This is a genomic window from Pseudomonas sp. 21615526 (assembly GCF_013386245.1).
Taxonomy (GTDB): domain Bacteria; phylum Pseudomonadota; class Gammaproteobacteria; order Pseudomonadales; family Pseudomonadaceae; genus Aquipseudomonas.
On the sequence record NZ_JACAOM010000051.1, the window covers coordinates 1 to 26,562 of the forward strand.

Annotated in this window: 12 protein-coding genes; 6 read left to right on the forward strand and 6 right to left on the reverse strand. The window is 63.0% G+C overall.

Features of this window, described 5'->3' with window-relative positions:
* Positions 1-42: 42 nt before the first annotated feature.
* The 5 genes from HX786_RS15735 to HX786_RS15755 all read right to left on the reverse strand — a co-directional run bounded on the left by HX786_RS15735 (position 43) and on the right by HX786_RS15755 (position 6,325).
* Positions 43-816, reverse strand: a complete 774-nt coding sequence (locus HX786_RS15735; protein ID WP_008431696.1) for an enoyl-CoA hydratase/isomerase family protein — start codon at positions 814-816, stop codon at positions 43-45.
* Entirely contained in the window at positions 813-1,970 is a 1,158-nt protein-coding gene (gene atuD, locus HX786_RS15740) for a citronellyl-CoA dehydrogenase (protein ID WP_177081317.1), read from the reverse strand. The genes HX786_RS15735 and atuD overlap by 4 nt, the downstream gene beginning before the upstream one ends.
* A 71-nt stretch (positions 1,971-2,041) precedes the next feature.
* Positions 2,042-3,658, reverse strand: a complete 1,617-nt coding sequence (gene atuC, locus HX786_RS15745) for a geranyl-CoA carboxylase subunit beta (protein ID WP_008431693.1) — start codon at positions 3,656-3,658, stop codon at positions 2,042-2,044.
* Between the two features lie 3 nt (positions 3,659-3,661).
* Positions 3,662-4,534 carry an SDR family oxidoreductase gene (locus HX786_RS15750; RefSeq protein WP_102605695.1) on the reverse strand — a complete coding sequence of 291 codons (873 nt, stop codon included), beginning with the start codon at positions 4,532-4,534 and terminating at the stop codon, positions 3,662-3,664.
* Positions 4,535-4,546: 12 nt separating this feature from the next.
* Positions 4,547-6,325: an acyclic terpene utilization AtuA family protein gene (locus tag HX786_RS15755; RefSeq protein ID WP_178912314.1), complete on the reverse strand. Its 1,779-nt coding sequence runs from the start codon at positions 6,323-6,325 to the stop codon at positions 4,547-4,549.
* Between the two features lie 154 nt (positions 6,326-6,479).
* Here HX786_RS15755 and HX786_RS15760 point away from each other — a divergent pair, with 154 nt between their 5' ends.
* The 3 genes from HX786_RS15760 (at position 6,480) to HX786_RS15770 (ending at position 9,071) form a co-directional block, all read left to right on the forward strand.
* A complete protein-coding gene (locus tag HX786_RS15760; protein ID WP_087695088.1) occupies positions 6,480-7,103 on the forward strand; it encodes a TetR/AcrR family transcriptional regulator in 624 nt (207 codons plus the stop codon).
* A gap of 99 nt (positions 7,104-7,202) precedes the next feature.
* Positions 7,203-7,991, forward strand: coding sequence for an ABC transporter substrate-binding protein (locus HX786_RS15765; RefSeq protein WP_083853176.1), 789 nt, complete (start codon positions 7,203-7,205; stop codon positions 7,989-7,991).
* A gap of 66 nt (positions 7,992-8,057) precedes the next feature.
* Positions 8,058-9,071 (forward strand): GNAT family N-acetyltransferase, encoded by a 1,014-nt coding sequence (locus HX786_RS15770; protein WP_178912315.1) that lies wholly within the window; start codon positions 8,058-8,060, stop codon positions 9,069-9,071.
* A 138-nt stretch (positions 9,072-9,209) separates the two neighbouring features.
* Here the strand turns inward: HX786_RS15770 and HX786_RS15775 are convergent, their stop codons facing one another.
* Positions 9,210-9,761, reverse strand: a complete 552-nt coding sequence (locus HX786_RS15775; protein WP_003209024.1) for an RNA polymerase factor sigma-70 — start codon at positions 9,759-9,761, stop codon at positions 9,210-9,212.
* 278 nt (positions 9,762-10,039) lie between these two features.
* Here HX786_RS15775 and HX786_RS15780 point away from each other — a divergent pair, with 278 nt between their 5' ends.
* The 3 genes from HX786_RS15780 (at position 10,040) to HX786_RS15790 (ending at position 26,520) form a co-directional block, all read left to right on the forward strand.
* Positions 10,040-10,798, forward strand: a complete 759-nt coding sequence (locus HX786_RS15780) for a thioesterase II family protein (RefSeq protein ID WP_177023348.1) — start codon at positions 10,040-10,042, stop codon at positions 10,796-10,798.
* Between the two features lie 62 nt (positions 10,799-10,860).
* Complete coding sequence (locus HX786_RS15785) at positions 10,861-23,799, forward strand: non-ribosomal peptide synthetase (protein ID WP_178912316.1); 12,939 nt, start codon at positions 10,861-10,863, stop codon at positions 23,797-23,799.
* Between the two features lie 132 nt (positions 23,800-23,931).
* Positions 23,932-26,520, forward strand: a complete 2,589-nt coding sequence (locus tag HX786_RS15790) for a hypothetical protein (protein WP_178912317.1) — start codon at positions 23,932-23,934, stop codon at positions 26,518-26,520.
* Positions 26,521-26,562 lie beyond the last annotated feature (42 nt).

Sequence of the window (26,562 nt, forward strand, 5' to 3'; positions counted from 1 at the left end):
ACCCATAGTCGCCATTACAAAAATAACGGATATGCCCCCGATTCATCGCGCCCACCCCGGCCTGCGCTTCTGCACAAACGCCTGAGTCCCCTCAACCCCTTCCTCACCACAAACCGCCTCGGCAAACCACTCGGCAGCCTGGTCCAACAACGGCCCCAAAACCTGCTCACCACTGGCCAGCAGCAAAGCCTTGGTCCGCGCATTAGCCCCCGGAGCGCACCGCAAAACCTGCCCCAACACCTCATCCAGCCGCTCCGCCAACGCCTGCGGATCGTGCTCCACAAAATGCACCAACCCCAACCGCAGCGCCTCAACCCCATCAAACCGCGCCGCCGTCAAAGCCAGCCGCCGCGCCTGGGTCAGCCCGATACGCTTCACCACGAACGGGGCAATCTGCGCCGGCAACAACCCAAGGCCGGTCTCCGGCAACCCAAACTGCGCCTGATGATCCGCAATCGCCACATCACTGACACACACCAACCCAAACCCGCCGCCCAACACGGCACCCTCAAGCACCACAATCACCACTTGCGGCAGCGCCTCCACTTCCTGCAACAGCGTACCGAACGCCCGGTTCAACGCCTGCAAGCCACCCGCGGCTCCCGCGCGAGCCATGTCCTTCACATCGCCACCGGCCGAAAAATGCCCACCCGCGCCGCTGATAACCAACGCCCGCACGCTCTTGTCCCCAGCCACATCGGCCAGTACCGCACGCAGTTCGTTGACCATTTCCAGGCTCATGGCATTGCGGCTGTCCGGCCGATTGAGGGTCACATGCAGCACCCCGTTATGCGGTTCCAGCAACAACGTGTTCACGACTTCTTCCCCGGCAGGGTGCCCATCAATTTGCAGATGATCCCCAGCATGATCTCGTCCGCCCCACCACCAATCGACACCAGCCGCACATCGCGATAAGCCCGGGCCACCGGGTTGTCCCACATGAACCCCATGCCGCCCCAATATTGCAGGCAACTGTCGCTGACTTCCCGGCCCAGGCGGCCGGCCTTGAGCTTGGCCATGGAGGCCAGGCGCGTCACGTCCTGGCCCTTGATGTACTGCTCGGTGGCCTGGTACACCAGCGCCCGCAGGCATTCGATTTCGGTGGACAGTTCGGCCAGACGGAAGTGGATCACCTGGTTGTCGATCAGCGCCTTGCCGAAGGTCTTGCGTTCCTTGCAGTACTCGATGGTGCTGTCGATGCAGTACTCCAGGCCCTTGACCATATTGGCCGCGCCGAACAGCCGCTCTTCCTGGAACTGCAGCATCTGCATCATGAATCCCGCACCTTCATGGCCGATGCGGTTGCGCTGGGGGATGCGCACGTCGTCGAAAAACACCTGGGCGGTTTCCGAGCTGTGCATGCCGAGCTTTTCCAGGGGCGGGCTGACGCTGATGCCGGGGGTGTTCATCGGCACCATGATCAGCGACTTGTTGATGTGCGGCTTGTCGTCCGAGGTGTTGGCCAGCAGGCAGATGAAGTCGGCGCTCGGTGAGTTGGTGATCCACATCTTGCTGCCGTTGATCACGTAGTCAGTGCCGTCCTTGCGGGCATGGGTTTTCAGCCCGGCCACGTCGGAGCCGGCGCCGGTTTCCGAAACGCCGATGCAGCCCACCTGTTCGCCGCTGATGGCCGGGCGCAGGAATTCTTCGCGCAATTCATCGGAGCCGAAGCGGGCGAGGGCCGGGGTGCACATGTCGGTCTGCACGCCGATGGACATCGGGATGCCGCCGCAGCGAATGCTGCCGAACTCTTCGGCGGCGACGATCGAGTAGCTGTAGTCGAGGCCCATGCCACCGAATTTTTCCGGCTTGGAAATACCCAGCAAACCGAGGTCGCCGGCCTTGCGGAAGATCTCGTGGATCGGAAAGCGTCCGGCCTTTTCCCACTCATCCACATGCGGGTTGATCTCGCGCTCGACAAAGCCACGGACGGTGCGACGCAGTGCTTCGTGTTCCTGGGTGAAGATCATTTTTATTGTTCTCCCTATGGGGACGCGGGGCGTCCCGGGCTGCATTCCCACGCGGGGCGTGGGAACGATCATCAAAACCGCGCTGCACCAAAGCTGTTGGGCTGTAGTTGCCGCACCTCGGCCTCGTGGCAGATGTCCAGCAGAAACCCGAGCAAGGTTCGTGTATCCCGTGGGTCAATCAGCCCGTCGTCCCACAGGTTTGCGCTGCCGTAGAGGGCGGTGGACTGGCTGTCGAGTTTCTGTGCGGTGACCTGTTCGAGCATGTCGAGCACCTTGGGGTCGGGCACCAGGCCGTCTTTCAGTTGCTTGGCTTCGGTGACGATCCGCAGCACCTTGCCCGCCTGGGCGCCGCCCATCACGGCGGTGCGACTGTTGGGCCAGGCGAAGATAAAACGCGGGTCGAGCCCACGGCCGCACATCGCATAGTTGCCGGCACCATAGGAGCCGCCGACGACGATGGTCAGTTTCGGCACCCGGGCATTGGCCACCGCCTGGATCATCTTCGCGCCGTGCTTGATCACGCCTTGCTGTTCCGACTCGGTGCCCACCATGAAGCCGGTGGTGTTGTGGAAGAACAGCAGCGGTGTCTGGCTCTGGTCGCACAGCTGGATAAATTGCGCGGCCTTGCTCGCACCCTTCGGGGTGATCGGCCCGTTGTTGCCGATAAAGCCACAGGCGCGGCCCTGGATATGCAGGTGGCCGCAGACGGTGTGCGGGTCGAACTCGCCCTTGAATTCGAGGAAGTTGGAAGCGTCCGCCAACCGCGCGAGGATTTCGCGCACGTCGTAGGGCTTTTTCGGATCGTCGGGGATCAGCCCCAACAGCTCGTCAATCGGGTACAGCGGCTCGCTGTAAGCGCGCTTTGGCACAGGCGGCAAGCGGTCATCCCACGGCAACAGGCTGACAATCTCACGCACGATGCGCACGCCGTCAGCGTCGTTTTCCGCCAGGTATTCAGCGGTGCCGGCGGTTTGTGCATGCATCTCGGCGCCGCCCAGTTCTTCATCGGTGGCGACTTCGCCGGTGGCGGCCTTGAGCAGCGGCGGGCCGGCCAGGAACAGCTTGGCCTTGCCACGCACCACCACCACGTAATCCGAAAGGCCCGGCTGATACGCGCCGCCCGCCGTGGCCGAGCCATGCACCACGGTGATCTGCGGCAAGCCCATGGCCGACATCCGCGCCTGGTTGGCGAAGCTGCGTGCGCCTTCGACGAAAATCTCGGCGGCGTAGTTGAGGTTGGCGCCGCCGCTTTCTGCCAGCGTCACCACCGGCAGTTTGTTTTCCATGGCGATCTGTTGCAGGCGCAGGGATTTTTTCAGGCCCGAGGGGGAAATGGTCCCGCCCTTGATCGCGCTGTTGTTGGCCACCACCAGCATGCGCACGCCGCTGACGTAGCCGATGCCGGCGATCAACCCGCCCCCAGCGGCGCTGCCGTCTTTGTCATCGTGCAGTTTGTAGCCGGCCAGGCTCGCCAGTTCGAGGAACGGCGCGCCGGGGTCGAGCAATAAATTCAGGCGTTCCCGTGGCAGCAGTTGCCCGCGCTTGTCGAACCTGGCCTTGGCTTCGGCGGCCTTGCCCAGCAGGTTTTGCTCCAGCTGGCGCAATTGATTGACGCCCGTGAGCATCGCTTCGCGGTTCTGCGCGAATTGCGGGCTGTGGGCGTCGAGTTGCGAGTCGATCACCGGCATGGCTTATTTCTCCTCCTTGAGCACGTCCGGCAAGTAAGCCCGGTGGAAACCATTAAAGGACACGCTCGGCGGTTGCGCCTTGTGCAGCGGCCAGGCGCGGCTGCCCAGGCTGGCGGCGCCGTCGATGCGCAAGGTGCTGCCGCTGACGAACGCGGCGGCGGGGCTGAGCAAGAACACAATCGCCGCGCTGACTTCCGATTCGGTGCCGATGCGCTTGAGCGGTACATGCTCGCGCAAGGTCGGGATCACCGCCTTGAATGCGCCTTCGTAGGTGTCCATGCCGCTGGAGGCAATCCAGCCCGGCGCCACGGCGTTGACCCGCACCCCCGCGTAACCCCATTCAAAGGCGGCGGTCTTGGTGAAGTTGTCCATGCCCGAACGTGCCGCACCGGAGTGCCCCATGCCGGGCATGCCGCCCCACATGTCGGCGAGCATGTTGACGATGGACCCGCCGTGCTTGCTCATGCTCTGGTTGAACACTTCCCGGGCCATCAGGAAACCGCCCACCAGGTTGGTGCGCAACACGGTTTCAAAGCCCTTCTGGTTGATCGACGCGAGCGGCGAGGGGTACTGGCCGCCGGCGTTGTTCACCAGGCCATGAATCGGGCCGTGCTCCTGCAGGACCTGGCCGACCAGCGCCTTGACCGCTTCTTCATCACGAATATCGCAGGCCTGCCAGCTGGCGCGACCGCCGTCCTCACTGATCTCCGCGGCCACCGTTTGCAGTTTTTCCGGCTTGCGCCCCACCAGGATCACATGGGCGCCGAGGGCTGCCAGCTCGTGGGCGGTGCAACGGCCAATGCCACTGCCGCCGCCGGTAACGATGATGGTCTGCCCCTGGAACAGGTCGGCTTTGAAGATCGAGTCGAAGGCCACGGCGCGGGTCCTTTAAGTGAATTGATCGGCAATGTGCTGCGGCACGGCAATCGGGATTTCCAGCAGTTGCTGGGCGAAGGCCTTGCCTTGGGGATCGATGCGCAGGCTGGCAATCCCGCCGCCACCCAGGGCGTTTTCCAGCAGGAAGTTCAGGCTGTGGCTGCCGGGCAAATACCAGCGCTCGACGCGGCCGTGGATCGGGTCGAGCACGTGGCTCATCCAGTCGACGATCACTTCGGGCGTCAGTGCCTCGGCGATCCACGGCAAGTAGTCGGGCTCGCGGGCGATCACCCCGATGTTGCTGTGGTTGCCCTTGTCGCCGGAGCGGGCCACGGCCAGCTTGACCAGCGGCACGTTGGCGTCGGCGCGGCCTTGGGGTTTGGGCGGGTCGATCAATGCGATCGAGGTGTTCAGCGGTTTGGTGACGGGCAATTCGCAGGCATACCGTTCGCCAAGGAAGTCGACCTGCAATTGGCAGGCGCTTTTATCGATCAGGAATGAAAACAACCGAATCAGCGGGTACACCGTGGGTCGCCCGCCGACGATCCCGGTGAGCCCCGGCGCCATGCCGGTGGCCGCCTGGGCAATCTCCCGGGCGAACAGCACCAGCGCCTGTTTGCTGGGGTGACGCACCGCCAGTTTCACCACCACTTCGCGGCAGTCCTGGCGTTGGGCATGGGGGCCGTAGGTGGCTTCGCTGCCCAGCAGTTCGATGTTGATGTCGGTGTAGGGCGCCCAGCCGCGCTGGCTGAACAGCTCTGAGGTCTTGTTGATGATCGCCTGGCTGACCCGTTCGGCCTTGGCCACCGCGTCGATCCCGGCGATCAGGCAACTGGCGGTGCAGCGAAAACCATCCGGGTAGGTGGCGCTGACCTTGTATTGGTCGGTGGGCGGCAGGCCTTTGGCGCCGTGCAGGTGCACGCGGTTTTTGCCTTGTTGCCGGAGCTTGACCTGGCTGAAGTCGCAGATCACGTCGGGCAACAGGTAGGCGCGCGGGTCGCCGATTTCATACAGCAGTTGCTCGGCGACGCTCAGTTCGCTGATCAGTCCGCCGGTGCCCTCGACCTTGCTGACGGTGAACTGGCCGTCGGCACTGACCTCCACAATCGGGAAACCGATGTGTTCGTAGTCCGGCACCTCCCGCCAATCGGTGAAGTTGCCGCCGGTGCACTGCGCGCCGCATTCGATGATATGCCCGGCCAATGCCGCCTGGGCCAGGTGGTCGTAGTCCTGCCAGGACCAGTCGAACTCATGCACCAGCGCCGCGCTGACCACCGCGCTGTCCACCACACGGCCGGTGATGACGATATCGGCACCCAGCTCCAGCGCCTGCACGATACCGGGCGCGCCGAGGTAGGCGTTGGTGGATACGCACATCGGCGGAAAGGGCGCGCCGCTGAACATGTCGGTGACGCCGTGCAGTTGCTTGAACTGCGGTTGCAGGTCATCCCCCAGCAGTACGGCGATCTTCAACGGGATTCGGGCCTGGTCGCAGGCCGCCTGCAACGCGGCGGCGCAGGCCTGGGGGTTGATCCCGCCAGCGTTGCTGATCACGCGGATGCCCTGGCGCTGGATATCCGCCAGCAGCGGCGTCAGCACCTCGACGAAATCCGTGGCATAGCCGGCCTGGGGGTCTTTCATTCGCGCTCCGGCGAGGATCGACAGGGTGACTTCCGCCAGGTAGTCGAACACCAGGTAATCCAGCGTGCCGCCGTGCACCAACTGCGCAGCGGCGGTGCAGGTGTCGCCCCAGAAGGCGCTGGCGCAGCCGATGCGTACCGTCTTGTTCATGGGGCGTCCTTCCTCTGGTTTGCTGATACCAACACTACCAAGCAAGCGCTTGGTTTGTAAACTCTGGTCATAACTTTGCCCCAAGCGCTTGCTTGGTTGGCTGCCACGGCCTAAATTGCCGCCCAAGACGTAACCAGAAGTTAAGGAGAGCAGCATGGATGAGCAAAAAGCCCTGCGGGTGATGCGCACCATGGTCGACGCCGGCCAATTGACCGACCCCGACAGTGCCCGTGGCAAGCTGCTGCAAACCGCGGCCCACCTGTTTCGCAACAAGGGTTTTGAGCGCACCACCGTGCGTGACCTGGCCGGCGCGGTCGGGATCCAGTCCGGCAGCATCTTTCATCACTTCAAGAGCAAGGACGAAATCCTGCGGGCGGTGATGGAGGAAACCATCCACTACAACACCGCCCTGATGCGCGCTTCCCTGGCCGAGGCGAGCAACGTGCGCGAGCGGGTGCTGGCGCTGATTCGTTGCGAATTGCAGTCGATCATGGGCGGCAGTGGCGAGGCCATGGCGGTGCTGGTGTATGAATGGCGTTCCCTGTCGGCCGAGGGCCAGGCCCAGGTGCTGGCCTTGCGCGATATCTACGAAGAGATCTGGTTGCAGGTGCTGGGGGAGGCGAAAAACGCCGGTTACATCAAGGGCGATGTGTTTATCACGCGGCGTTTCCTGACGGGCGCCTTGTCCTGGACCACCACCTGGTTTCGCGCCCAGGGCAGCATGACCCTGGAGCAACTGGCCGACGAAGCCTTGCTGATGGTGTTGAAAGCTGACTAGCCCTTTCGCGCAAGCTATTAATTGTGTGGCAGAAAGTTGTCTCGATAGACAAAAACGCCTAGCTTAGCGGGATCAAAGTTTTCGACGGTGTGTGCCTTGATGTTTTCGCCTTGGCGATTGGCTGCAGGACTCTCAATATGGGCACTTGGCGCACTGTGGCTGATGCCTGCCTCGGCCGCCCAACTGGTGAGGGTCGGTGCTGCGCATTTCCCGCCATACACCGTGCGCCCGGAGCAGGGCGCCGACACCGGGTTACTGCCGCAACTGGTGGAAGCCTTGAACGCCCTGCAAACCGACTACCAGTTTGTGCTGGTACCCACCTCGATTCCCCGGCGTTTTCGCGACTTCCAGCAAGGTCGGGTGGACATGGCGATCTTCGAAAACCCCAAGTGGGGCTGGCAGGATATTGCCCACACCGATGTCGACATGGGCCTGGAGGATGCGGAAATCTTCGTGGCCCAGCAGGAGCCCGGTCGCGACCAATCGTATTTCGCCGACCTGACCGGCAAGCGCCTGGCGGTGTTCAGCGGCTATCACTACGCGTTCGCCAACTTCAACCCCGACCCCAAGTACATGGCGGAGCACTTCAACGCCACCTTGACCTATTCCCACGACAGCAACCTGCTGATGGTCGCCCGGGGCCGGGCCGACATCGCCCTGGTGACACGTTCCTACCTCAGTGATTTCCTGGTGCGCAATGCCGATACGGCGGGGCAGTTCCTGGTGTCCGAGCGGATCGACCAGGTGTACCACCACTATGCGTTGCTGCGGCCCAAGGCGCCGATCACGGGGCCGGCGTTCGCCGGGCTGCTCAAGCAGCTGAGGGACAACGGCCAGTTGCTGAAGATCTTCGAGCCTTACCGCATCGATGTAATGCCGGTACCGTGATCGTCTAAATTTTTGCCCTCGGCTCACGTCACTTGTTGAACTGTCGACGATTCGTGAGCCCATCCCATGTCCAATCTGAATGACCTGTCAGTGCTGTCCTTGCCGGCGGGACCCGCCCTGAATGCTGATGAAACTGATAGCCGCCTGAGCCTCACCCTTGAGGGCCAGCCGCTGATTCGCCTGCGCCTTGAGCGGGGTGATGAGGTGCAGGTGCATTTGCAGGAGCCCGCCAGTGTGCCGGCTGCCCGTGCCTTGTGGGCGGCGTGTTATTGGCTGTTTGCCAGGGAGCCCGGGCGTCAGCGACTGGTCTGGTGTCTTGAGCATGCGCCGGAAGATGCCTTGCGCAGTGGGTTGCTGGTGGCGACCGGGGTTGCCGGGCAGTTTCATTGCGAGCGCACGTTGTTCTGGCAGTTGCCGCAACCGTGGCTGGGGCAATCTCTCACGGGGACTTATCCGCAGCAGATGATCATCAGCGGTGGCAAGCGTCATCCTGCCCGTGCGCCGAAGCCGCGGGGCGAGGTGTATCGACGGTTTGATGCGCGGCTGGGGGCGTGGATTTCACTGCGTACGGTGGAGATTGATGTTGATCTGGCGCGCTTCAATCGTTGGCAGAACAGTGCGCGGGTGGCGAATTTCTGGCAGGAAACTGGCAGCCTGGAACAGCATCGGGAGTATCTGGACAAGCTGGAAGCGGATCCCCATGCGTTGACGTTGATTGGCTGTTTCGATGATGAGCCGTTTGCTTATTTCGAGGCGTATTGGGCGAAGGAGGATCGGATTGCGCCGTTTTATGATGCGGCGGATTACGATCGCGGGATTCATATGCTGGTGGGCGAAGAGCACCACCGTGGTCCGCACAAGGTAGCGAGCTGGTTGTCGGCGCTGGTGCATTACTTGTTTCTCGATGATCCGCGTACGCAGCGTGTGGTGGCTGAGCCTCGGGCGGATAACGGGAAGATGATTGGGCATATGCAGAATCAGTGTTTCCACTGTGAGAAGGAGTTTGATTTTCCTCATAAGCGGGCGGCGTTGATGATTCTGGGGCGGGAACGGTTTTTTGAGCGGTGTGGGTTGGTTTGACTGAGCAAAAAATCTGAGTGCACGAAGATCAAATGTGGGAGCGGGCTTGCTCGCGAAAGCGCAGTGTCAGTCAATGCATGTGTGACTGATCCACCGCTTTCGCGAGCAAGCCCGCTCCCACATGGGATGTGTGGCGCGTCAGGCCCGCCGCGCAAACGTGTCGCTATGGGTCCCGGAAACCTTCCGGCAATGCACCAGCGCATCGCGAATCATAAAGTTCACCAACGTCGGTGAAACCCCCAGCTCCTTGGCAATATCCTTCTGCGGCACCCCGTGCAGCCGGTACATCTCAAACGCGTAACGCGTGCGCTGAGGCAACTCGGTCAAGGCGTCGGCAATGTTCTCCAGCGTCGAAAAGTTGATGTGCGAGGTCTCAGGTGAAGCGCCGTGAATAACCACATTCAAGCCTTCCTCTTCCGTGCCGGAATATTTCAGCTCCAGCGCCTGCTTGCGGTAGTGATCAATAGCCAGGTTGCGCACGATCTGGAACAGGTAACTGAGCTGCGCCTTGAACGATGACGTGATGGTGGGGGCCGATTGCAACCGGAAGTAGGCGTCTTGCACCACGTCTTCGGCGCGGGATCGGCAGCCGGTAATACGCGCTGCGATCTTGACCAGGATCAGTCGATTGTCGACGAAGGCCTGGAGTAGGGGTGAGTCGCACCTGCCTGTGGATACTTGTTCCGTCATGGAAATCACCTTGTTGCAAGAGAAGGTTGGGGGAGGGCGTCCTTGCTGAGGCCTCCTACACATCGGGCAACAAATTATGCTTAATGATAATGATTGTCAAATGAGAAGACGAACTAATCTTATGCTTTATCGAGAGGTGTGAACGGCGTCTCGCTGACTAATTATTTCCCGGTGCCATCCGTTCTCATGGGTGAAAGGCCAGTTAACAAACCGGCCAAGGATCAGCGCCTGGAGGAGGACAAAATGGGTTTTTATCGTGTGAGCGGGAGTGGTCTGAAATGAACACGCCGGCTCGATTACGCCTGTTTTGCCTGCCTTACTCCGGCGCCAGCGCCATGGTCTACAGCCGCTGGCGGCGGGCGCTGCCGGAGTGGTTGCAGGTGCGGCCGCTGGAGTTGCCGGGGCGCGGCATGCGCATGGACGAGCCGTTGCAGCGCGATATCAAAAAACTGGCCGGGCAACTGGCTGATGAGATCCGCGCCGAGCTGGACGGCCCCTACGCCTTGTTCGGCCACAGCCTCGGCGGCCTGCTGGCCTTCGAACTGGCCCATGCCCTGCGCGAACGGGGCGCGCCGCCGCCATTGGCGCTGTTTGCCTCGGGTACCGCCGGCCCGGCCTGTCGCGATGTCAGCGAATACGCCATCGAGAAAAACGACGAGCAACTGATCGCCCGCCTGCGGGAACTCAAGGGCACGGGCGAAGACGTGCTGGCCAACGCCGAACTGATGCAGTTGATGCTGCCGATCCTGCGGGCCGACTTCCTGCTGTGCGGCAGTTTCGAATACGGCGAGCGTGAGCCGCTGAGCCTGCCCATCCATGTATTCGGCGGCAAGCAGGACACGGTGCGCGCCGATCAACTGCTGGACTGGCAGCAAGACACCGCCAGCGGTTTCTCCCTCGACATGTTCGACGGTCACCACTTCTTCCTGGTGCAGCACGAGAGTTCCGTACTGCGCTGTGTGCGGCGTTACGCCGACGAACACCTGGCCCGCTGGCGCAACGACGCCGCGCGGCAGATGGCCCGGGCAACCGGCTGAACAAGCCCCCCCGGCCACACATTCCCCGATTTCCCAGTAAGCCGATTTCAGGCAGGAACCCCATGATGGACGCCTTCGAACTTCCCCGCACCCTGGTTCAGTCCCTTCAACGCCGCGCCGCGCAAACCCCGGATCGACTGGCGTTGCGCTTCCTTGCCGAGACGGCCGAACAGAGCGTTGTCCTCAGTTACCGCGACCTCGACCTGCGCGCCCGCACCATCGCCGCCGCCTTGCAGGCCGACGCCGGGCGGGGCGATCGTGCGGTGCTGCTGTTCCCCAGCGGGCCGGATTACGTCGCGGCGTTCTTTGGTTGCCTGTACGCCGGGGTCATCGCGGTGCCGGCCTATCCGCCGGAGTCCGCCCGCCGTCATCATCAGGAGCGGCTGCTGTCGATCATTGCAGACGCCGAGCCGCGGTTGCTGCTGACCACGTCCAGCCTCGGTGATTCGCTGGCGCAACTCGAAGGCGCGCCGCAGTTGCTGTGCGTCGACAGCCTCAATGCCGAAATCGCGAGCCATTGGGTTGCGCCCAACTTGCAAGACGATGACATCGCCTTCCTGCAGTACACCTCCGGCTCCACTGCGTTGCCCAAGGGCGTGCAAGTGACCCACGGCAACCTGGTGGCCAACGAGCTGCTGATTCGCCGGGGCTTCGGCATCGACCTGAACCCCGACGACGTGATCGTCAGTTGGTTGCCGCTTTACCACGACATGGGCCTGATCGGCGGGCTGCTGCAGCCGATCTTCAGCGGTGTGCCGTGCGTATTGATGTCGCCGGCGTACTTCCTTGGCCGGCCATTGCGCTGGCTCGAAGCGATCAGCGAATACGGCGGCACCATCAGCGGCGGGCCGGACTTCGCCTATCGCTTGTGCAGCGAGCGAGTCAGCGAATCGGCATTGGATCGCCTGGATTTGAGCAAGTGGCGCGTGGCGTACTCCGGCTCCGAGCCGATCCGCCTCGACACCCTCGAACGCTTCGCCGAGAAGTTCGCCGCCTGCGGTTTTACCCCGAACAATTTCTTCGCCTCCTACGGCTTGGCGGAGGCCACCTTGTTCGTTGCCGGCGGCACCCGTGGCCACGGCATCCCGGCCCTGCGCCTGGACGAACAGGCTCTGGCCGCCAACCGCGCCGAGCCAGGGCAGGGCGCGGCGATCATGAGTTGCGGCACCAGCCAGCCCGAGCACGCGGTGCTGATTGCCGACCCCGCCACCCTGGCGACGCTCCCCGACAATGCCGTCGGTGAAATCTGGGCCACCGGCCCGAGCATCGCCCACGGCTACTGGCGCAACCCTGAAGCCACCACCAAGACTTTCGTTCAGCACGAAGGCCGTACCTGGCTGCGGACCGGCGACCTCGGGTTTATCCGCGAAGGTGAAGTGTTCATCACCGGCCGGCTGAAAGACCTGCTGATCGTGCGGGGCCACAACCTGTATCCCCAGGACATCGAGCAAGCCATCGAGCGCGAAGTGGAAGTGGTGCGCAAGGGCCGGGTCGCCGCGTTCGCGGTGAATGACCAGGGCCTGGAAGGCATTGGCATCGCCGCCGAAATCAGCCGCAGCGTGCAGAAAATCCTGCCGCCGGAAGCACTGATCAAGGCGATTCGCCAGGCGGTGGCCGAAGCCTGCCAGGAAGCGCCGAGCGTGGTGGTGCTGCTCAACCCCGGTGGCTTGCCGAAAACGTCCAGCGGCAAGGTGCAGCGCTCGGCCTGCCGCACACGCCTGGCGGACGGCAGCCTCGACAGTTATGCGCAGTTCCCTGGCGTGCAAGCGCAGGCGGGTGATGCGGTGCTGGCGTCCGAGCTGCAAAGCCGGATTGCCGCGATCTGGTGCGAGCAATTGCAGGTGACGCAGGTCGCCGCCGACGATCACTTCTTCCTGCTGGGGGGCAACTCCATCAGCGCCACCCAGGTCGTCGCCCGGCTGCGGGAAACCCTCGGCCTGGAACTGAACCTGCGCCTGTTGTTCGAAGCGCCCACCCTGGCCGCCTTCGCCACCAGCGTCGGGCAATTGCAGCAGGACGGCGGCGTGGCCCAAGGCGCAATCCATGGGTTGTCGCGCCAGGAAGACCTGCCGCAATCCCTCGCGCAAAACCGCTTGTGGATCACCTGGCAACTCGACCCGCACAGCAGCGCCTACACCATTCCCGGCGCCTTGCGGTTGCGCGGCGAGCTGGATGAAGACGCGGTGCGCGCAACCTTCCAGCAACTGATCCAGCGCCACGAAGCCCTGCGCACGCGCTTCTTCGAGCGCGATGGCCAGGCCTTCCAGCGGGTCGACGCCAAGGCTGATTTCGACCTGCAAGTCATCGACCTCAGCGATTTGCCTGCCGCCGAGCGGGAAGCCCGTGCCAAGCAGATTCGTGAAGACGAAGCCCGCACCCAGTTCGACCTGGAGAAAGGCCCGCTGCTGTGGGTAACGCTGGTACGCCTGGATGACGAAGACCACCAACTGCTGGTGACCCTGCACCACATCATCGCGGACGGCTGGTCGCTGAACGTGTTGATCGACGAATTCTCGCGACTGTACGCCGCTGCGTCCCAGGGCCAACCCCTGGAGCTGCCAGCGCTGGCCCTGCAATACGCCGACTACGGAAGTTGGCAGCGCCAGTGGCTGGCCGAAGGCGAGGGCCAGCGGCAACTGGCTTACTGGAAACAACAACTGGGCGACGAGCACCCAACCCTGAGCCTGGCCACCGATCACCCGCGTTCGGCGCAGCACCTGCGCAGTGCCTCGCGTCACAGTGTGCGTGTGAGCGCGAGCCTCGGCGAAGCCATTCGCAAGACTGCCCAAAGCCACGAATCCACGCCGTTCATGCTGTTGCTCGCGGCGTTCCAGAGCCTGCTCTATCGCTACAGCGGCCAGCGCGATATCCGCATCGGCGTGCCCAACGCCAACCGTCCGCGCCAGGAAACCCAAGGCCTGATCGGGTTCTTTATCAACACCCTCGTACTGCGCGCCGAACTGGATGCGCGCCTGCCCTTCGCCGAGTTGCTGACGGCAACCCGCACCGCAGCGCTGGGTGCCCAGGCCCATCAGGACCTGCCTTTCGAACAGCTGCTGGAAGCCTTCCCCCAAGCTCGGGAACAAGGCCTGTTCCAGGTGATGTTCAACCACCAGCAACGTGACCTCGGCGCCTTGCGCCGCTTGCCGGGCCTGCTTGCCGACGAGCTGGCATGGCACAGCCGCGAAGCCAAGTTCGACCTGCAACTGCACACTGAAGAAGACCGCAACGGGCGCCTGAGCCTGTCCTTCGACTACGCCGATGAGCTGTTCGACGCCGCCACCATCGAGCGCCTGGCCGGGCACTTCATCAACCTGCTGCAAGCCATTTGCGAGCAACCACAACAGGCCATCGGCGACCTGAAGCTGTTGCACGCCGACGAGCAGCGCCAACAACAGCAGTGGAGCGCTGCGCCGTGCACACCGGCGCAGCGCTGGCTGCCGGAACAACTTAACCAACACGTCTCGGAACGCACCGCAGTGGTGTGGCAGGACGGCAGCCTGACCTTCGCGCAATTGCACACCCAGGCCAACCGCCTGGCCCATTACCTGCGGGACAAGGGCGTCGGCCCGGACGTGTGCGTGGCCATCGCCGCCGAGCGTTCGCCGCAACTGCTGATCGGCCTGCTGGCAATCATCAAGGCCGGCGGCGCCTATGTGCCGCTGGACCCGGATTATCCCGCCGAACGCCTGGCCTACATGCTCAAGGACAGCGGCGTGCAACTGCTGCTGACCCAGACTTCACTGCTGGAACAACTGCCCACGGCGCAAGGCGTGTGCGTCATCGCCATGGACAGCCTCAAGCTCGACAGTTGGCCGACCCACGCGCCGGGTTTGCACCTCAATGGCGACAACCTCGCCTATGTGATCTACACCTCCGGCTCCACCGGCCAGCCCAAGGGCGTGGGCAACACCCATGCCGCGCTGGCCGAGCGCTTGCAGTGGATGCAAGCCACCTACCAATTGGATGAAACCGATGTGCTGATGCAAAAGGCGCCCATCAGTTTCGACGTGTCGGTGTGGGAGTGTTTCTGGCCGCTGATCACCGGTTGCCGCCTGGTGCTGGCCGGCCCCGGCGAGCATCGCGATCCCCATCGCATCGCGCAGTTGGTGCAGGAACACGGCGTGACCACGCTGCACTTTGTGCCGCCGCTGTTGCAGCTGTTTGTCGACGAACCGTTGGCTGCCGAATGCACCAGCCTGCGTCGCCTGTTCTCCGGCGGTGAAGCGCTGCCTGCCGAGTTGCGCAACCGGGTGCTGGCGCAGTTTCCGGCGGTGCAGTTGCACAACCGGTATGGCCCCACCGAAACCGCGATCAACGTCACGCACTGGCATTGCCAGGCCGAGGACGGCGAGCGTTCGCCGATTGGCCGGCCGCTGGGCAATGTGATTTGCCGGGTGCTGGATGATCAGTTCGAGCCGCTGCCGGCGGGTGTGCCGGGTGAGTTGTGCATCGGTGGCATCGGCCTGGCCCGGGGTTACCTCGGGCGTGCGGGGCTGACCGCCGAACGCTTTGTCGCCGACCCGTTTGGTGAGGCTGGCGCACGCCTGTATCGCACCGGTGACCGCGTGCGCTGGAGCACCGACGGTGTGCTGGAATACCTCGGGCGCCTGGATCAGCAGGTCAAACTGCGTGGCTTCCGTGTCGAGCCTGAAGAAATCGAAGCCCGCCTGCTGGCTCTCGACGGCATCGCCCAAGCGTTGGTGCTGGTGCGGGAAACCGCAGCCGGTGCGCAGTTGATCGGTTACTACACCGCCAGCGAACCGTTGGATGAACAGGACGTAAAAACCGCCCTGGCCGCCGAGCTGCCGGAGTACATGGTCCCGGCGCAATTGATGCGCCTGGACGCGATGCCCCTGAGCCCAAGCGGCAAACTGGATCGTCGCGCCTTGCCGGAACCGGTGTGGCAGGTACGTGAGCACGTCGAACCTGAAACAGCGCTGGAACAGCAAATCGCCGCGATCTGGCGTGAAGTCCTGGCGCTGCCACGCATCGGCCTGCGGGACGACTTCTTCGCCCTTGGCGGCCATTCGTTGCTGGCGACGCAAATCATCTCCCGCACCCGCCAGGCCTGTGACGTCGAACTGCCGTTGCGCACGCTGTTCGACGCCAGCGAGCTGGGGGCTTTCGCCGAGCAGGTCCGGCTGATCCAGGCCGCCGGGCAACGTAACCAACAGCTGGCCATCGGCAAGGTCGACCGCAGCCAACCGGTGCCACTGTCCTATTCCCAGCAGCGCATGTGGTTCCTCTGGCAGATGGAGCCCGACAGCCCGGCGTATAACGTCGGCGGCATGGCGCGCTTTCGCGGGGTGCTGGACGTGGGCCGTTTCGAGGCGGCGTTGCAGGCCTTGATCATGCGTCATGAAACCCTGCGCACGACTTTCCCGAGCATCAATGGCGTGGCGCAGCAGAAGGTTGCGGCGCAAACCGGCGTGCGCATGGATTGGCAGGATTTCTCGGCGTTCAGTGAGGCCGAGCGGCAACGGCGTGTGCAGCAACTGGCCGATCATGAAGCCCACACGCCGTTCAATCTGGAGACCGGTCCACTGCTGCGCGCCTGCCTGGTCAAGGCCGGCGAGCAGGAACATTACCTGGTGCTGACCCTGCACCATATCGTCACCGAAGGCTGGGCCATGGACATCTTTGCCCGTGAACTCAGCGCGCTGTATGAAGCGTTCATCGACGACCGCGAATCGCCACTGGCGCCATTGCCGGTGCAGTACCTCGACTACAGCGCGTGGCAGCGCCAGTGGCTGGAGTCCGGCGAACGCCAGCGCCAACTGGATTACTGGACCGCGCAACTGGGCACCGAACATCCGCTGCTGGAACTGCCGGCCGACCGTCCGCGGCCGCCGGTGCAAAGTCACCAGGGCGAGCTGTACCGTTTCGATTTGAGCGACGACCTCGCCGCCCGCGTGCGTGCCTTCAACGCCGAGCGTGGCCTGACCCTGTTCATGACCATGACCGCCACCCTCGCGGTATTGCTCTACCGCTACAGCGGCCAGACTGACCTGCGCATCGGTGCGCCGGTGGCCAACCGGATTCGCCCGGAAAGCGAAGGGCTGATTGGCGCATTTCTCAACACCCAGGTGCTGCGTTGCCAGCTCAACGGGCAGATGAGTGTCGGCGAACTGTTTGACCAGGTTCGCCACACCGTGATCGAAGGCCAGTCCCATCAGGACCTGCCGTTCGACCATCTGGTGGAGGCCCTGCAACCAACCCGCAGCGCGGCGTACAACCCGCTGTTCCAGGTGATGTGCAACGTGCAGCGCTGGGAATTCCAGCAAAGCCGCACCCTGGCCGGGATGACCGTCGAATACCTGGCCAACGATGCCCGCGCCACCAAGTTCGACCTCAACCTGGAAGTCACTGACCTCGATCATCGCCTGGGTTGCTGCCTGACCTACAGCACCGACCTGTTCGACGAGCCGCGCATTGCGCGCATGGCGGCGCATTGGCAAAACCTGCTGGAAGCCTTGCTTGCCGATCCGCAACAGCGCCTGAGTGAGTTGCCGTTGCTGGAGGCTGGCGAACAGCGCGCCCTGCAAGACAGCCTCGGTATTGAAGCCGGCGAGCATCGCCTCGACCAGTGCATCCATCACCTGTTCAGCGAGCAGGCCCTGGCCCGTGCCGATGCACCGGCGTTGACCTTTGCCGGGCAGACCCTGAGCTACAGCGAACTCGACAGCCGTGCCAATCGCCTGGCCTGGATGCTCCGCGAGCGCGGCGTGGGCCCGCAGGTGCGGGTCGGCCTGGCGTTGCCGCGTTCGCTGGAAATGGTCGTCGGCCTGCTGGCAATCCTCAAGGCCGGCGGCGCCTATGTGCCGCTGGACCCGGAATACCCGCTGGACCGCCTGCACTACATGATCGAAGACAGTGGCATCGGCCTGTTGCTCAGCGATGCCGCGATGTTCGACGCATTGGGCGAACTGCCTGAGAGTGTCGGCCGCTGGTGCCTGGAAGATGACCTGCTGACCCTGGCGGACTACCCGGCAAGCGAGTTGCCTTTCATCAGCCTGCCGCAACATCAGGCCTACTTGATCTACACCTCCGGTTCCACCGGCAAGCCCAAGGGCGTGGTGGTGTCCCACGGTGAAATTGCCATGCATTGCCAGGCGGTGATCGAGCGCTTCGGCATGCGCCCGGATGACTGCGAGCTGCACTTCTATTCCATCAACTTTGACGCTGCCACCGAGCGTCTGCTGGTGCCGTTGCTCAGTGGTGCCCAGGTTGTGTTGCGGGCCCAGGGCCAGTGGGACGCGGAAGAAATCTGCGGGCTGATTCGTCGGCACCGCATCAATATCCTGGGCTTCACCCCAAGCTATGGCAGCCAGTTGGCGCAATGGCTGGCCACGCAAGACCAGACCCTGGCGGTGCGCATGTGCATCACCGGCGGTGAGGCCCTGACCGGCGAACACTTGCAGCGCATTCGCGCGGCATTCAAGCCGGCGCTGTTTTTCAACGCCTATGGTCCGACTGAAACCGTGGTGATGCCGTTGGCCAGCCTGGCCCCGGAAGCCTTGGAAGAGGGCGCCGGCAGCGTGCCGATCGGCAGCATCATCGGCGCGCGTGTGGCCTACATTCTGGATGCGGATCTGGCGCTGGTGCCGCAAGGCGCGACCGGCGAGTTGTACGTCGGCGGTGCAGGCCTGGCCCAGGGGTATCACCAGCGTCCGGGGATGACGGCGGAGCGGTTTGTCGCGGATCCGTTTGCCACGAACGGCGGTCGCCTGTATCGCACCGGCGACTTGGTGCGCCAGCGTGCCGATGGCCTGGTGGAATACCTCGGTCGTATCGACCATCAAGTGAAGATTCGCGGGTTCCGCATCGAGCTGGGGGAAATTGAAACCCGCCTGCTGGAACACCAGGCGGTGCGTGAAGCAGTGGTGTTGGCGCTGGATTCCCCGAGCGGCAAACAGTTGGTGGCCTACCTGATCAGCGACGAAGAACACGGTGCACTGCGTGAATCCCTCAAGGCGCATTTGAAAGCGCAGCTGCCGGACTACATGGTGCCCGCGCACCTGATCGTTCTCGACAGCATGCCGCTGACTGCCAACGGCAAACTCGACCGCCGCGCCTTGCCGCAGCCGGACCCCGAGGCGAATCGTCAACAGTACGTGGCGCCGCGCAACGAGCTGGAGCAAACCCTGGCGGTCATCTGGTGCGCGGTACTGAACGTGCAACAGGTAGGCCTTGACGACAACTTCTTCGAGTTGGGCGGTGACTCGATCCTGTCGATCCAGGTGGTCAGCCGGGCCCGGCAGGCAGGGATTCATTTCAGCCCGCGTGATTTGTTCCAGCACCAGACCGTGCAAACCCTGGCCGCCGTGGCGACCCGCAGCGAGCAGGTCAGCGCCGAACAAGGCGTGTTGACCGGCGCGTCCGGGCTGACGCCGATCCAGCACTGGTTCTTCGACACCGACATCCCGGAGCGTCAACACTGGAACCAGGCATTGCTGCTGGAGCCGGTTCAGGCCCTGGAACCTCATCGCCTGGAGCAAGCGTTGCTGGCGGTGCTGGAACATCACGACGCCCTGCGCCTGAGCTTCACCCAGCGCGACGCCCAATGGCACGCCGAACACTTGGCTGTGCCGGAAGGCGGCCTGCTGTTGCAAGCCCAGGTAGCGGACATGGAGCAGTGCAGCGCGCTGTTCACCGACACCCAGCGCAGCCTCAACCTTGCCCATGGCCCGTTGTTGCGCGCGTTGCTGGTGGACGGCCCGCAAGGCCAGCGCCGGCTGCTGATCGCGATCCATCACCTGGTGGTGGACGGCGTTTCCTGGCGGGTATTGCTCGAAGATTTGCAAACCGTGTATCGCCAGTTGAGCGACGGCCAGCCGGTCAACCTGCCGGCCAAGACCAGCGCCTTGCGCGACTGGGCGGCGCGGTTGCAGGCGTATGCCGGCAGCGAATCCCTGCGTGAGGAGCTGCACGTGTGGCAGCAACAGTTGGCCGGCCCTGCCGTTGAATTGCCGGTGGATCGCCCACAGGGTTCGCTGCGCAATCGCGACGCGGATACCGTCAGCGTGCGCCTGGATGCCGAGCGCACCCGCCAGTTGTTGCAGCAGGCGCCAAGTGCCTACCGCACCCAGGTAAACGATTTGCTGCTGACCGCCCTGGCCCGTGTGCTGTGCCGCTGGAGTGGCCATGAATCGGCATTGATCCAGCTGGAAGGCCACGGCCGCGAACCGCTATTCGACGAGATCGACCTGACCCGCAGCGTCGGCTGGTTCACCAGCGCCTACCCGCTGCGCCTGACCCCGCTGCATATCGAAGAGGCCGCCGGGCAGGGCGCCTCGATCAAGGCGATCAAGGAGCAACTGCGCGGCGTGCCCCACAAGGGGTTGGGTTATGGCGTGCTGCGCTACCTGGCCGACGACCTGTGCCGCCAGACCATGGCCGCGTTGCCGAGCGCCAGTATCACCTTCAATTACCTCGGCCAGTTCGACCAGAGCTTTGGCGCCGACGCACTGTTCCACCCGCTGGACGAGTCCGCCGGGATCGCCCACGACCCGGACGCGCCGTTGCCCAACGCGCTGAGTGTCGACAGCCAGGTGTACGGCGGTGAGCTGGTGCTGCGCTGGACCTTCAGCCGCGAGCGTCACCACAGCCAGACCATCGCTGAACTGGCGGACGCTTATCTGGCGGAACTGCAAAGCCTGATCGAACATTGCCTCAAGGCAGACGCGGGCGGCCTTACGCCGTCGGACTTCCCGCTGGCGCACCTGACCCAGGGGCAACTCGATGCGCTGCCGGTGCCGGCCAATGCCATCGAAGACGTGTACCCGCTGACCCCGATGCAGGAAGGCTTGCTGCTGCACACCCTGCTGGAACCGGGCACCGGCCTCTACTACATGCAGGACCGCTACCGCATCAACAGCGCCCTGGACCCCGAGCGTTTCGCCCAGGCCTGGCAGGCGGTGATCGCCCGTCATGAAGCCTTGCGCGCCTCGTTCTGCTGGAACGTCGGCGAAGACATGTTGCAGGTTATCCACAAGCCCGGCAGCACGCCGATCGAGTACCTCGACTGGAGCCAGGAGCCGGAAAGCGAGCAGGAACCGCGCCTGCAAGCGTTGCTGAAAAGCGAGCGTGAAGCCGGTTTCGATCTGCTTAACCAGGCGCCATTCCACCTGCGGCTGATCCGCGTGGGCGAAGCCCGCTACTGGTTCATGATGAGCAACCACCACATTCTGATCGATGCGTGGTGCCGCTCGCTGCTGATGAACGATTTCTTCGACATCTACATGGCCCTCGGCGAAGGTCGCGAAGCGCAACTGGCGACGCCACCGCGTTACCGCGATTACATCGCCTGGCTGCAACGCCAGAACCTCGCCGAGGCGCGCCAGTGGTGGCAGCAGAACCTGCAAGGGTTCGAACGCACCACACCGATTCCGAGCGACCGGCCGTTCCTGCGCGAGCATGCCGGCCACAGCGGCGGCATGGTGGTGGGCGACTGCTACACCCGCCTGGATGTGCGCGACGGCGCGCAATTGCGCGAGCTGGCCCAGGCTTATCAATTGACGGTGAACACCTTCGCCCAGGCGGCATGGGCCCTGGTGCTGCGGCGCTTGAGTGGCGATCGCGACGTGCTGTTCGGCGTCACCGTGGCAGGGCGCCCGGTAGAAATGCCCGAGATGCAGCGCACCGTCGGGCTGTTTATCAACAGTATCGCCTTGCGGGTCAAGCTGCCGGAGGACGATCAGCAGTGCAGCGTGCGCCAATGGTTGAGCGGCCTGCTCGACAGCAATATGCAACTGCGCGAGTACGAGTACCTGCCGCTGGTGACCATCCAGGAGCACAGCGAATTGCCGAAAGGCCAGCCGCTGTTCGACAGCCTGTTCGTGTTCGAGAACGCCCCGGTGGAAGTCTCGGTACTGGACCGTGCGCAAAGCCTGAATGCCACCTCGGATTCCGGTCGCACCCACACCAACTTCCCGCTGACGGCCGTGTGCTACCCGGGCGATGACCTGGGCTTGCACCTGTCCTACGACCAGCGTTATTTCGATGAAACCACCGTGCAAGGCATGCTCGCTGAATTCAAGCGGCTGCTGCTGGCGCTGGTGCAGGGCTTCCATGGCGACATGGCCGACTTGCCGCTGATTGGCGAGCAGGAGCGTGAGTTCCTGGTGGACGGCTGCAACCAGAGCGAGCATGAATATCCGCTGGAGCGCAGTTACATCGAGCTGTTCGAAGCCCAGGTGGCACAGCATCCACAGCGGATTGCCGCCAGTTGCCTGGATCAGCAATGGACCTACTCTGAGCTGAACCGGCGCAGTAACCGCCTGGGTCATGCGCTGATTGCCGCGGGTGTCGGGCTGGATCAACCGGTGGCGTTGCTGGCTGAACGTAATCTGGATTTGCTGGGCATGATCATCGGCAGCTTCAAGGCCGGCGCGGGTTACTTGCCGCTGGATCCGGGGCTGCCGACCCAGCGCTTGAGCCGGATCATCGACCTCAGTCGTACGCCGTTGCTGGTGTGCACCGAGGCTTGTCGGGAACAGGCGGATCTGTTGCTGGAAGAGTTTGCCTGTGGCTCGCGACCGAGGCTGCTGGTGTGGGAGGAGCTGGTGGGTTCAGAGCAGAACCCGGGCATCTACAGCGCGCCGGATAACCTGGCCTACGTGATCTACACCTCGGGCTCCACTGGCCTGCCCAAGGGCGTGATGGTCGAACAGCGCGGCATGCTCAATAACCAGTTGAGCAAGGTGCCGTATCTGCAACTGACTGAGCACGATGTGATCGCCCAGACCGCCTCGCAAAGTTTCGATATCTCGGTGTGGCAGTTCCTTGCGGCGCCGCTGTTCGGGGCGCGGGTGGACATTGTGCCGAATACCATTGCCCATGATCCGCAAGGCTTGCTCGCTCACGTCCAGGCCCAGGGCATTACCGTGCTGGAAAGCGTGCCGTCACTGATCCAGGGCATGCTCGCCCAGGAGCGCATGAGCCTGGATGGCTTGCGCTGGATGCTGCCGACGGGTGAAGCGATGCCGCCGGAACTGGCGCACCAGTGGTTGCTGCGTTATCCGCAGATTGGCCTGGTCAACGCGTATGGCCCGGCGGAATGTTCGGACGACGTGGCGTTCTTCCGCGTCGACCTGGCGTCGACCCGTGGCACTTATCTGCCGATTGGTACGCCGACTGACAACAACCGGTTGTACCTGCTGGACGGCGCGCTGGAATTGGTGCCCCAAGGCGCGGTTGGCGAGTTGTGCGTGGCCGGGACGGGCGTGGGGCGTGGTTATGTCAGCGATCCGCTGCGCACGGCGCAAGCGTTTGTGCCGAATCCATTGGGTGCGGACCGGTTGTATCGAACAGGGGATTTGGCCCGCCGTCGCAGCGACGGTGTGTTGGAGTACGTCGGGCGCATCGACCATCAGGTGAAGATTCGCGGTTACCGGATCGAGCTGGGTGAAATCGAAGCGCGCCTGCATGAGCAGCCTGAAGTGCGGGATGCGGCGGTGGGCGTGCAGGAGGGCGTCAACGGCAAGCATCTGGTGGGCTACCTGGTGGCGGCGGATGCGCAGCTCAACCCGGGTGAGCGCCTCGATCGCATCAAGCAACGCCTGCGGGCCGAGCTGCCGGAATACATGGTGCCGTTGCATTGGTTGTGGCTCGACCGGTTGCCGCTGAACGCCAACGGCAAGCTGGACCGCAAGGCCTTGCCGGCACTGGAGATCGGCCAGTTGCACAGCCAGGAATATCTGGCGCCGCGCAATGAGCTGGAGCAGACGCTGGCCGGGATCTGGGCCGAGGTGCTCAAGGTCGAGCGCGTCGGCGTGCAGGACAACTTCTTCGAACTGGGCGGGCATTCGTTGCTGGCCACGCAGATAGCTTCACGGGTGCAGAAGACGCTGCAGCGGGATGTGCCGTTGCGGGCGATGTTCGAGTGCAGCACGGTGGAGGCGTTGGCGGGGTATATCGACGGGCTGGCGGCGAATGAGATCAGCGCCGAGAAGGTGGATCGGTTGAGTGATTTGATGGCGGAGCTGGAGGGTTTTTAACTCGGATCGCAACGCGCCACTCGTCGGGTGGCGCGGTTGTTAAGGTTCGAACTGTGAATTCTGACAGTAGGCAAGGGGGGCATTTCGGCGTGTGATGGGCAACACCATCACTCGTTGAAATGGAGTTCTATCATGCCCAAGTCATCACCGTTGACCCTTGACCTGCCCAAGCCACAGTTGGTCGAAGCCGAGGGAGAGCCCCGGGTTGACCCGCTCCAGTTGCTGGAGGGGGCTACTGTCCGGGTGTTCTACGAAGGGATGCTCAGCACCGACAGTATTGTGTTGCGCTGGCAGTCGACACCGGGGGAATACGCGCCGATTGCCTCCCAGGATGGCGTCGAAGCGGGCTCGGTCGAGTTCCACGTACCCCCGTATTACGTAGGGCTGCGCATTGATAACTTCGCGCTGTTTTCCTATGTCGTTACCCGCGATGGCGAGGAACATCCTTCCCCCGTTGCCGACGTGTTCATCAAGTTGCCGTCCAATTTGCCGCAACTGCAGATCTTTCAAGCCTCAGGCGGTGTTCTGGACCTGTCCTTGTTGTGCGGTGAAGACCCGGTTCTGCATGTCGACGCCTGGCCGTTCATCGACCCGGTTCAAGTGGCTCAGGTCTATATCGGGGGGATTTACCCTGATGGGTCCAAGGCCAGTCTCTACCCTTATGAAGATGCACCGGTAACAGACGAGGACGTGCGCCACGGCTGGACCCGAAAGTTGTCCCGTGCCGAGCTGGCCACGCTCAAGCATGACAGTGAGCTTTATATTGCGTTCTACGTTGAGTTTTTGCCGCGTGCGGGTTCCAGGCCGGTGTATCGGCTGATTTCTGGTTTGGTGTTGACGTTGCTCATCGAGCCTCATTTGGATCTCGTAGCGCCCACGGTGGTGGAAGCCACGCAAATCACACCTGAAAATCTCGTATTGAATCCGGTCAATACCCAGGACGGTGCGACCATCCGGGTCAGCTATGAGCATATGTGCCCTTGCGACTGGGTTTGCGCCTTCTGGGAAGGGACTGCCGGGGCAGGCACTCCGGTACTCGAGTGCAAGCAGGCCGACAATCGGGACGTTGTTGATTTTAATGTGCCGGCGTCAGCCATCAGCGCCAATTTCAATAAGCAGGTGTCGGTCCGCTACACCGTCCGACGGGAAGGGCAAACCTGGTCGGCGCTGCCGCGACCGGTAAAAATCCTGAATATCTCCGGCCTGCCCAAGCCGCAGGTGGAACAGGCCACGGGCAGTACGCTGGACCTCAATACGTTCCAGGGGGACGCGCAACTGACGGTGGCGGCCTATGCCTACGGCGCCTTGGGGCAGCCCTGCTGGATGTGGGTAACGGGTGAGCGGGAAGATGGCGCGCCTTATCGCTTCGATGTGCTGGACGGCGAGCCGCTCTCCGAGCAATGGCTGCAGGAGGGCGTCAGTACGCTGCTGTCCCGGCGCGACCTGCAAAAACTGGCCGATTGCAGCCGCTTTGACGTGCATTTTGCGGTGAACTTCGATGGCCGGTCCGACAGGGCCAGCGCCGAGCCGTTTCCTGTGCTGCACCTGGATATTCATCAGGAAGACCTGGTCCTGAAACCCTTGACCATTCGGGAGGCCGTGGGCTCGCAGTTGACGGTATGGAATGGCCGTGATGGCGTGACGGCACGGGTGGAATATGACCACATCAGTGCTCATGACGAGATCAGCGTGTGTTGGACACAATCGGACGGTAGTTGCCTGCCGTTGCCACCCAAGCCGGGTAACACTGATCCGAAGTACGTTGACTTCACCATTCCCCGCGAGGCTGTAATCGCTGGAAGCGGCAAAACAGTGCCCGTCAGTTACAGCGTCGCGAGCGCATGCAAGCACGTCACGTCAGCTGACCTGGAGCTACAGATCAGTGTCCCGCAGCGCTTGCCTGCGCCAGAGGTACCGCAGGCCACTCAATTGCCCGGTGGCCAGGGGACACTGGACTTGCGCACCTTTACAGGGGATGCCGAGATTACGCTGCAAGCCTGGTGGTTCATCCTGGCGGGGCAAAAGGGCTGGCTGGAATGTACGGGAACCTTGCTCGACGGGTCGTCCCATACCCTCAAGCTGCTGGTCAATGAGCCGATCACGCAAGAGCAGGCAAACCATGGGTTGTCGCACGTTCTGCCTCGTGAGGAACTGGAAAAGTTTCGCCACAGGTCCGTATTGAACATCGTGTTCAAGGTTACGGCGGACGGCAGCTCCCATGTGAGCGAAGCAATTGTGTTCCCTGTGCTGATGCTGCTGTTGCGCAAGCAGTACAGAGACCTGACGGATTTCAACGATCAGACCTTGGGTTTATGGACCGTAGGGTCAGGCGCACCCGATGCCAGGGATATCAGCATTGAATATATGGGGACGGGACCTGACGGCAAGTCCGATTACGCAGTCAGGAATTTCACATTTACCAATAACAGTTTCGGCCCGATCCTGCAGCGGCGCTTCTTGGATTTGGAGAGCGGTTTTACTTACCGGTTTTCCGTACGGGTTCGACGGTACAGCGTTGCGTTCGCGACGCCCAAGTTATCGTTGCGCAAAGACTCCATTCAACAAACACCGGTGGAAGAGTTGGTTGACCTGAACTGGCATACACTGAGCTTCACCTTTACGCCAGCCATCGCTCCCGTGCTGCTGGAAATCTATAGCCATGAAGGCGCTACGAGCGGCAACGATTGGTACATGGATGATTTCCTGGTAGAGGGGATTTAATCCGCGCTGAAAAGACAATGCCCGCTTCGATGCGGGCATTGT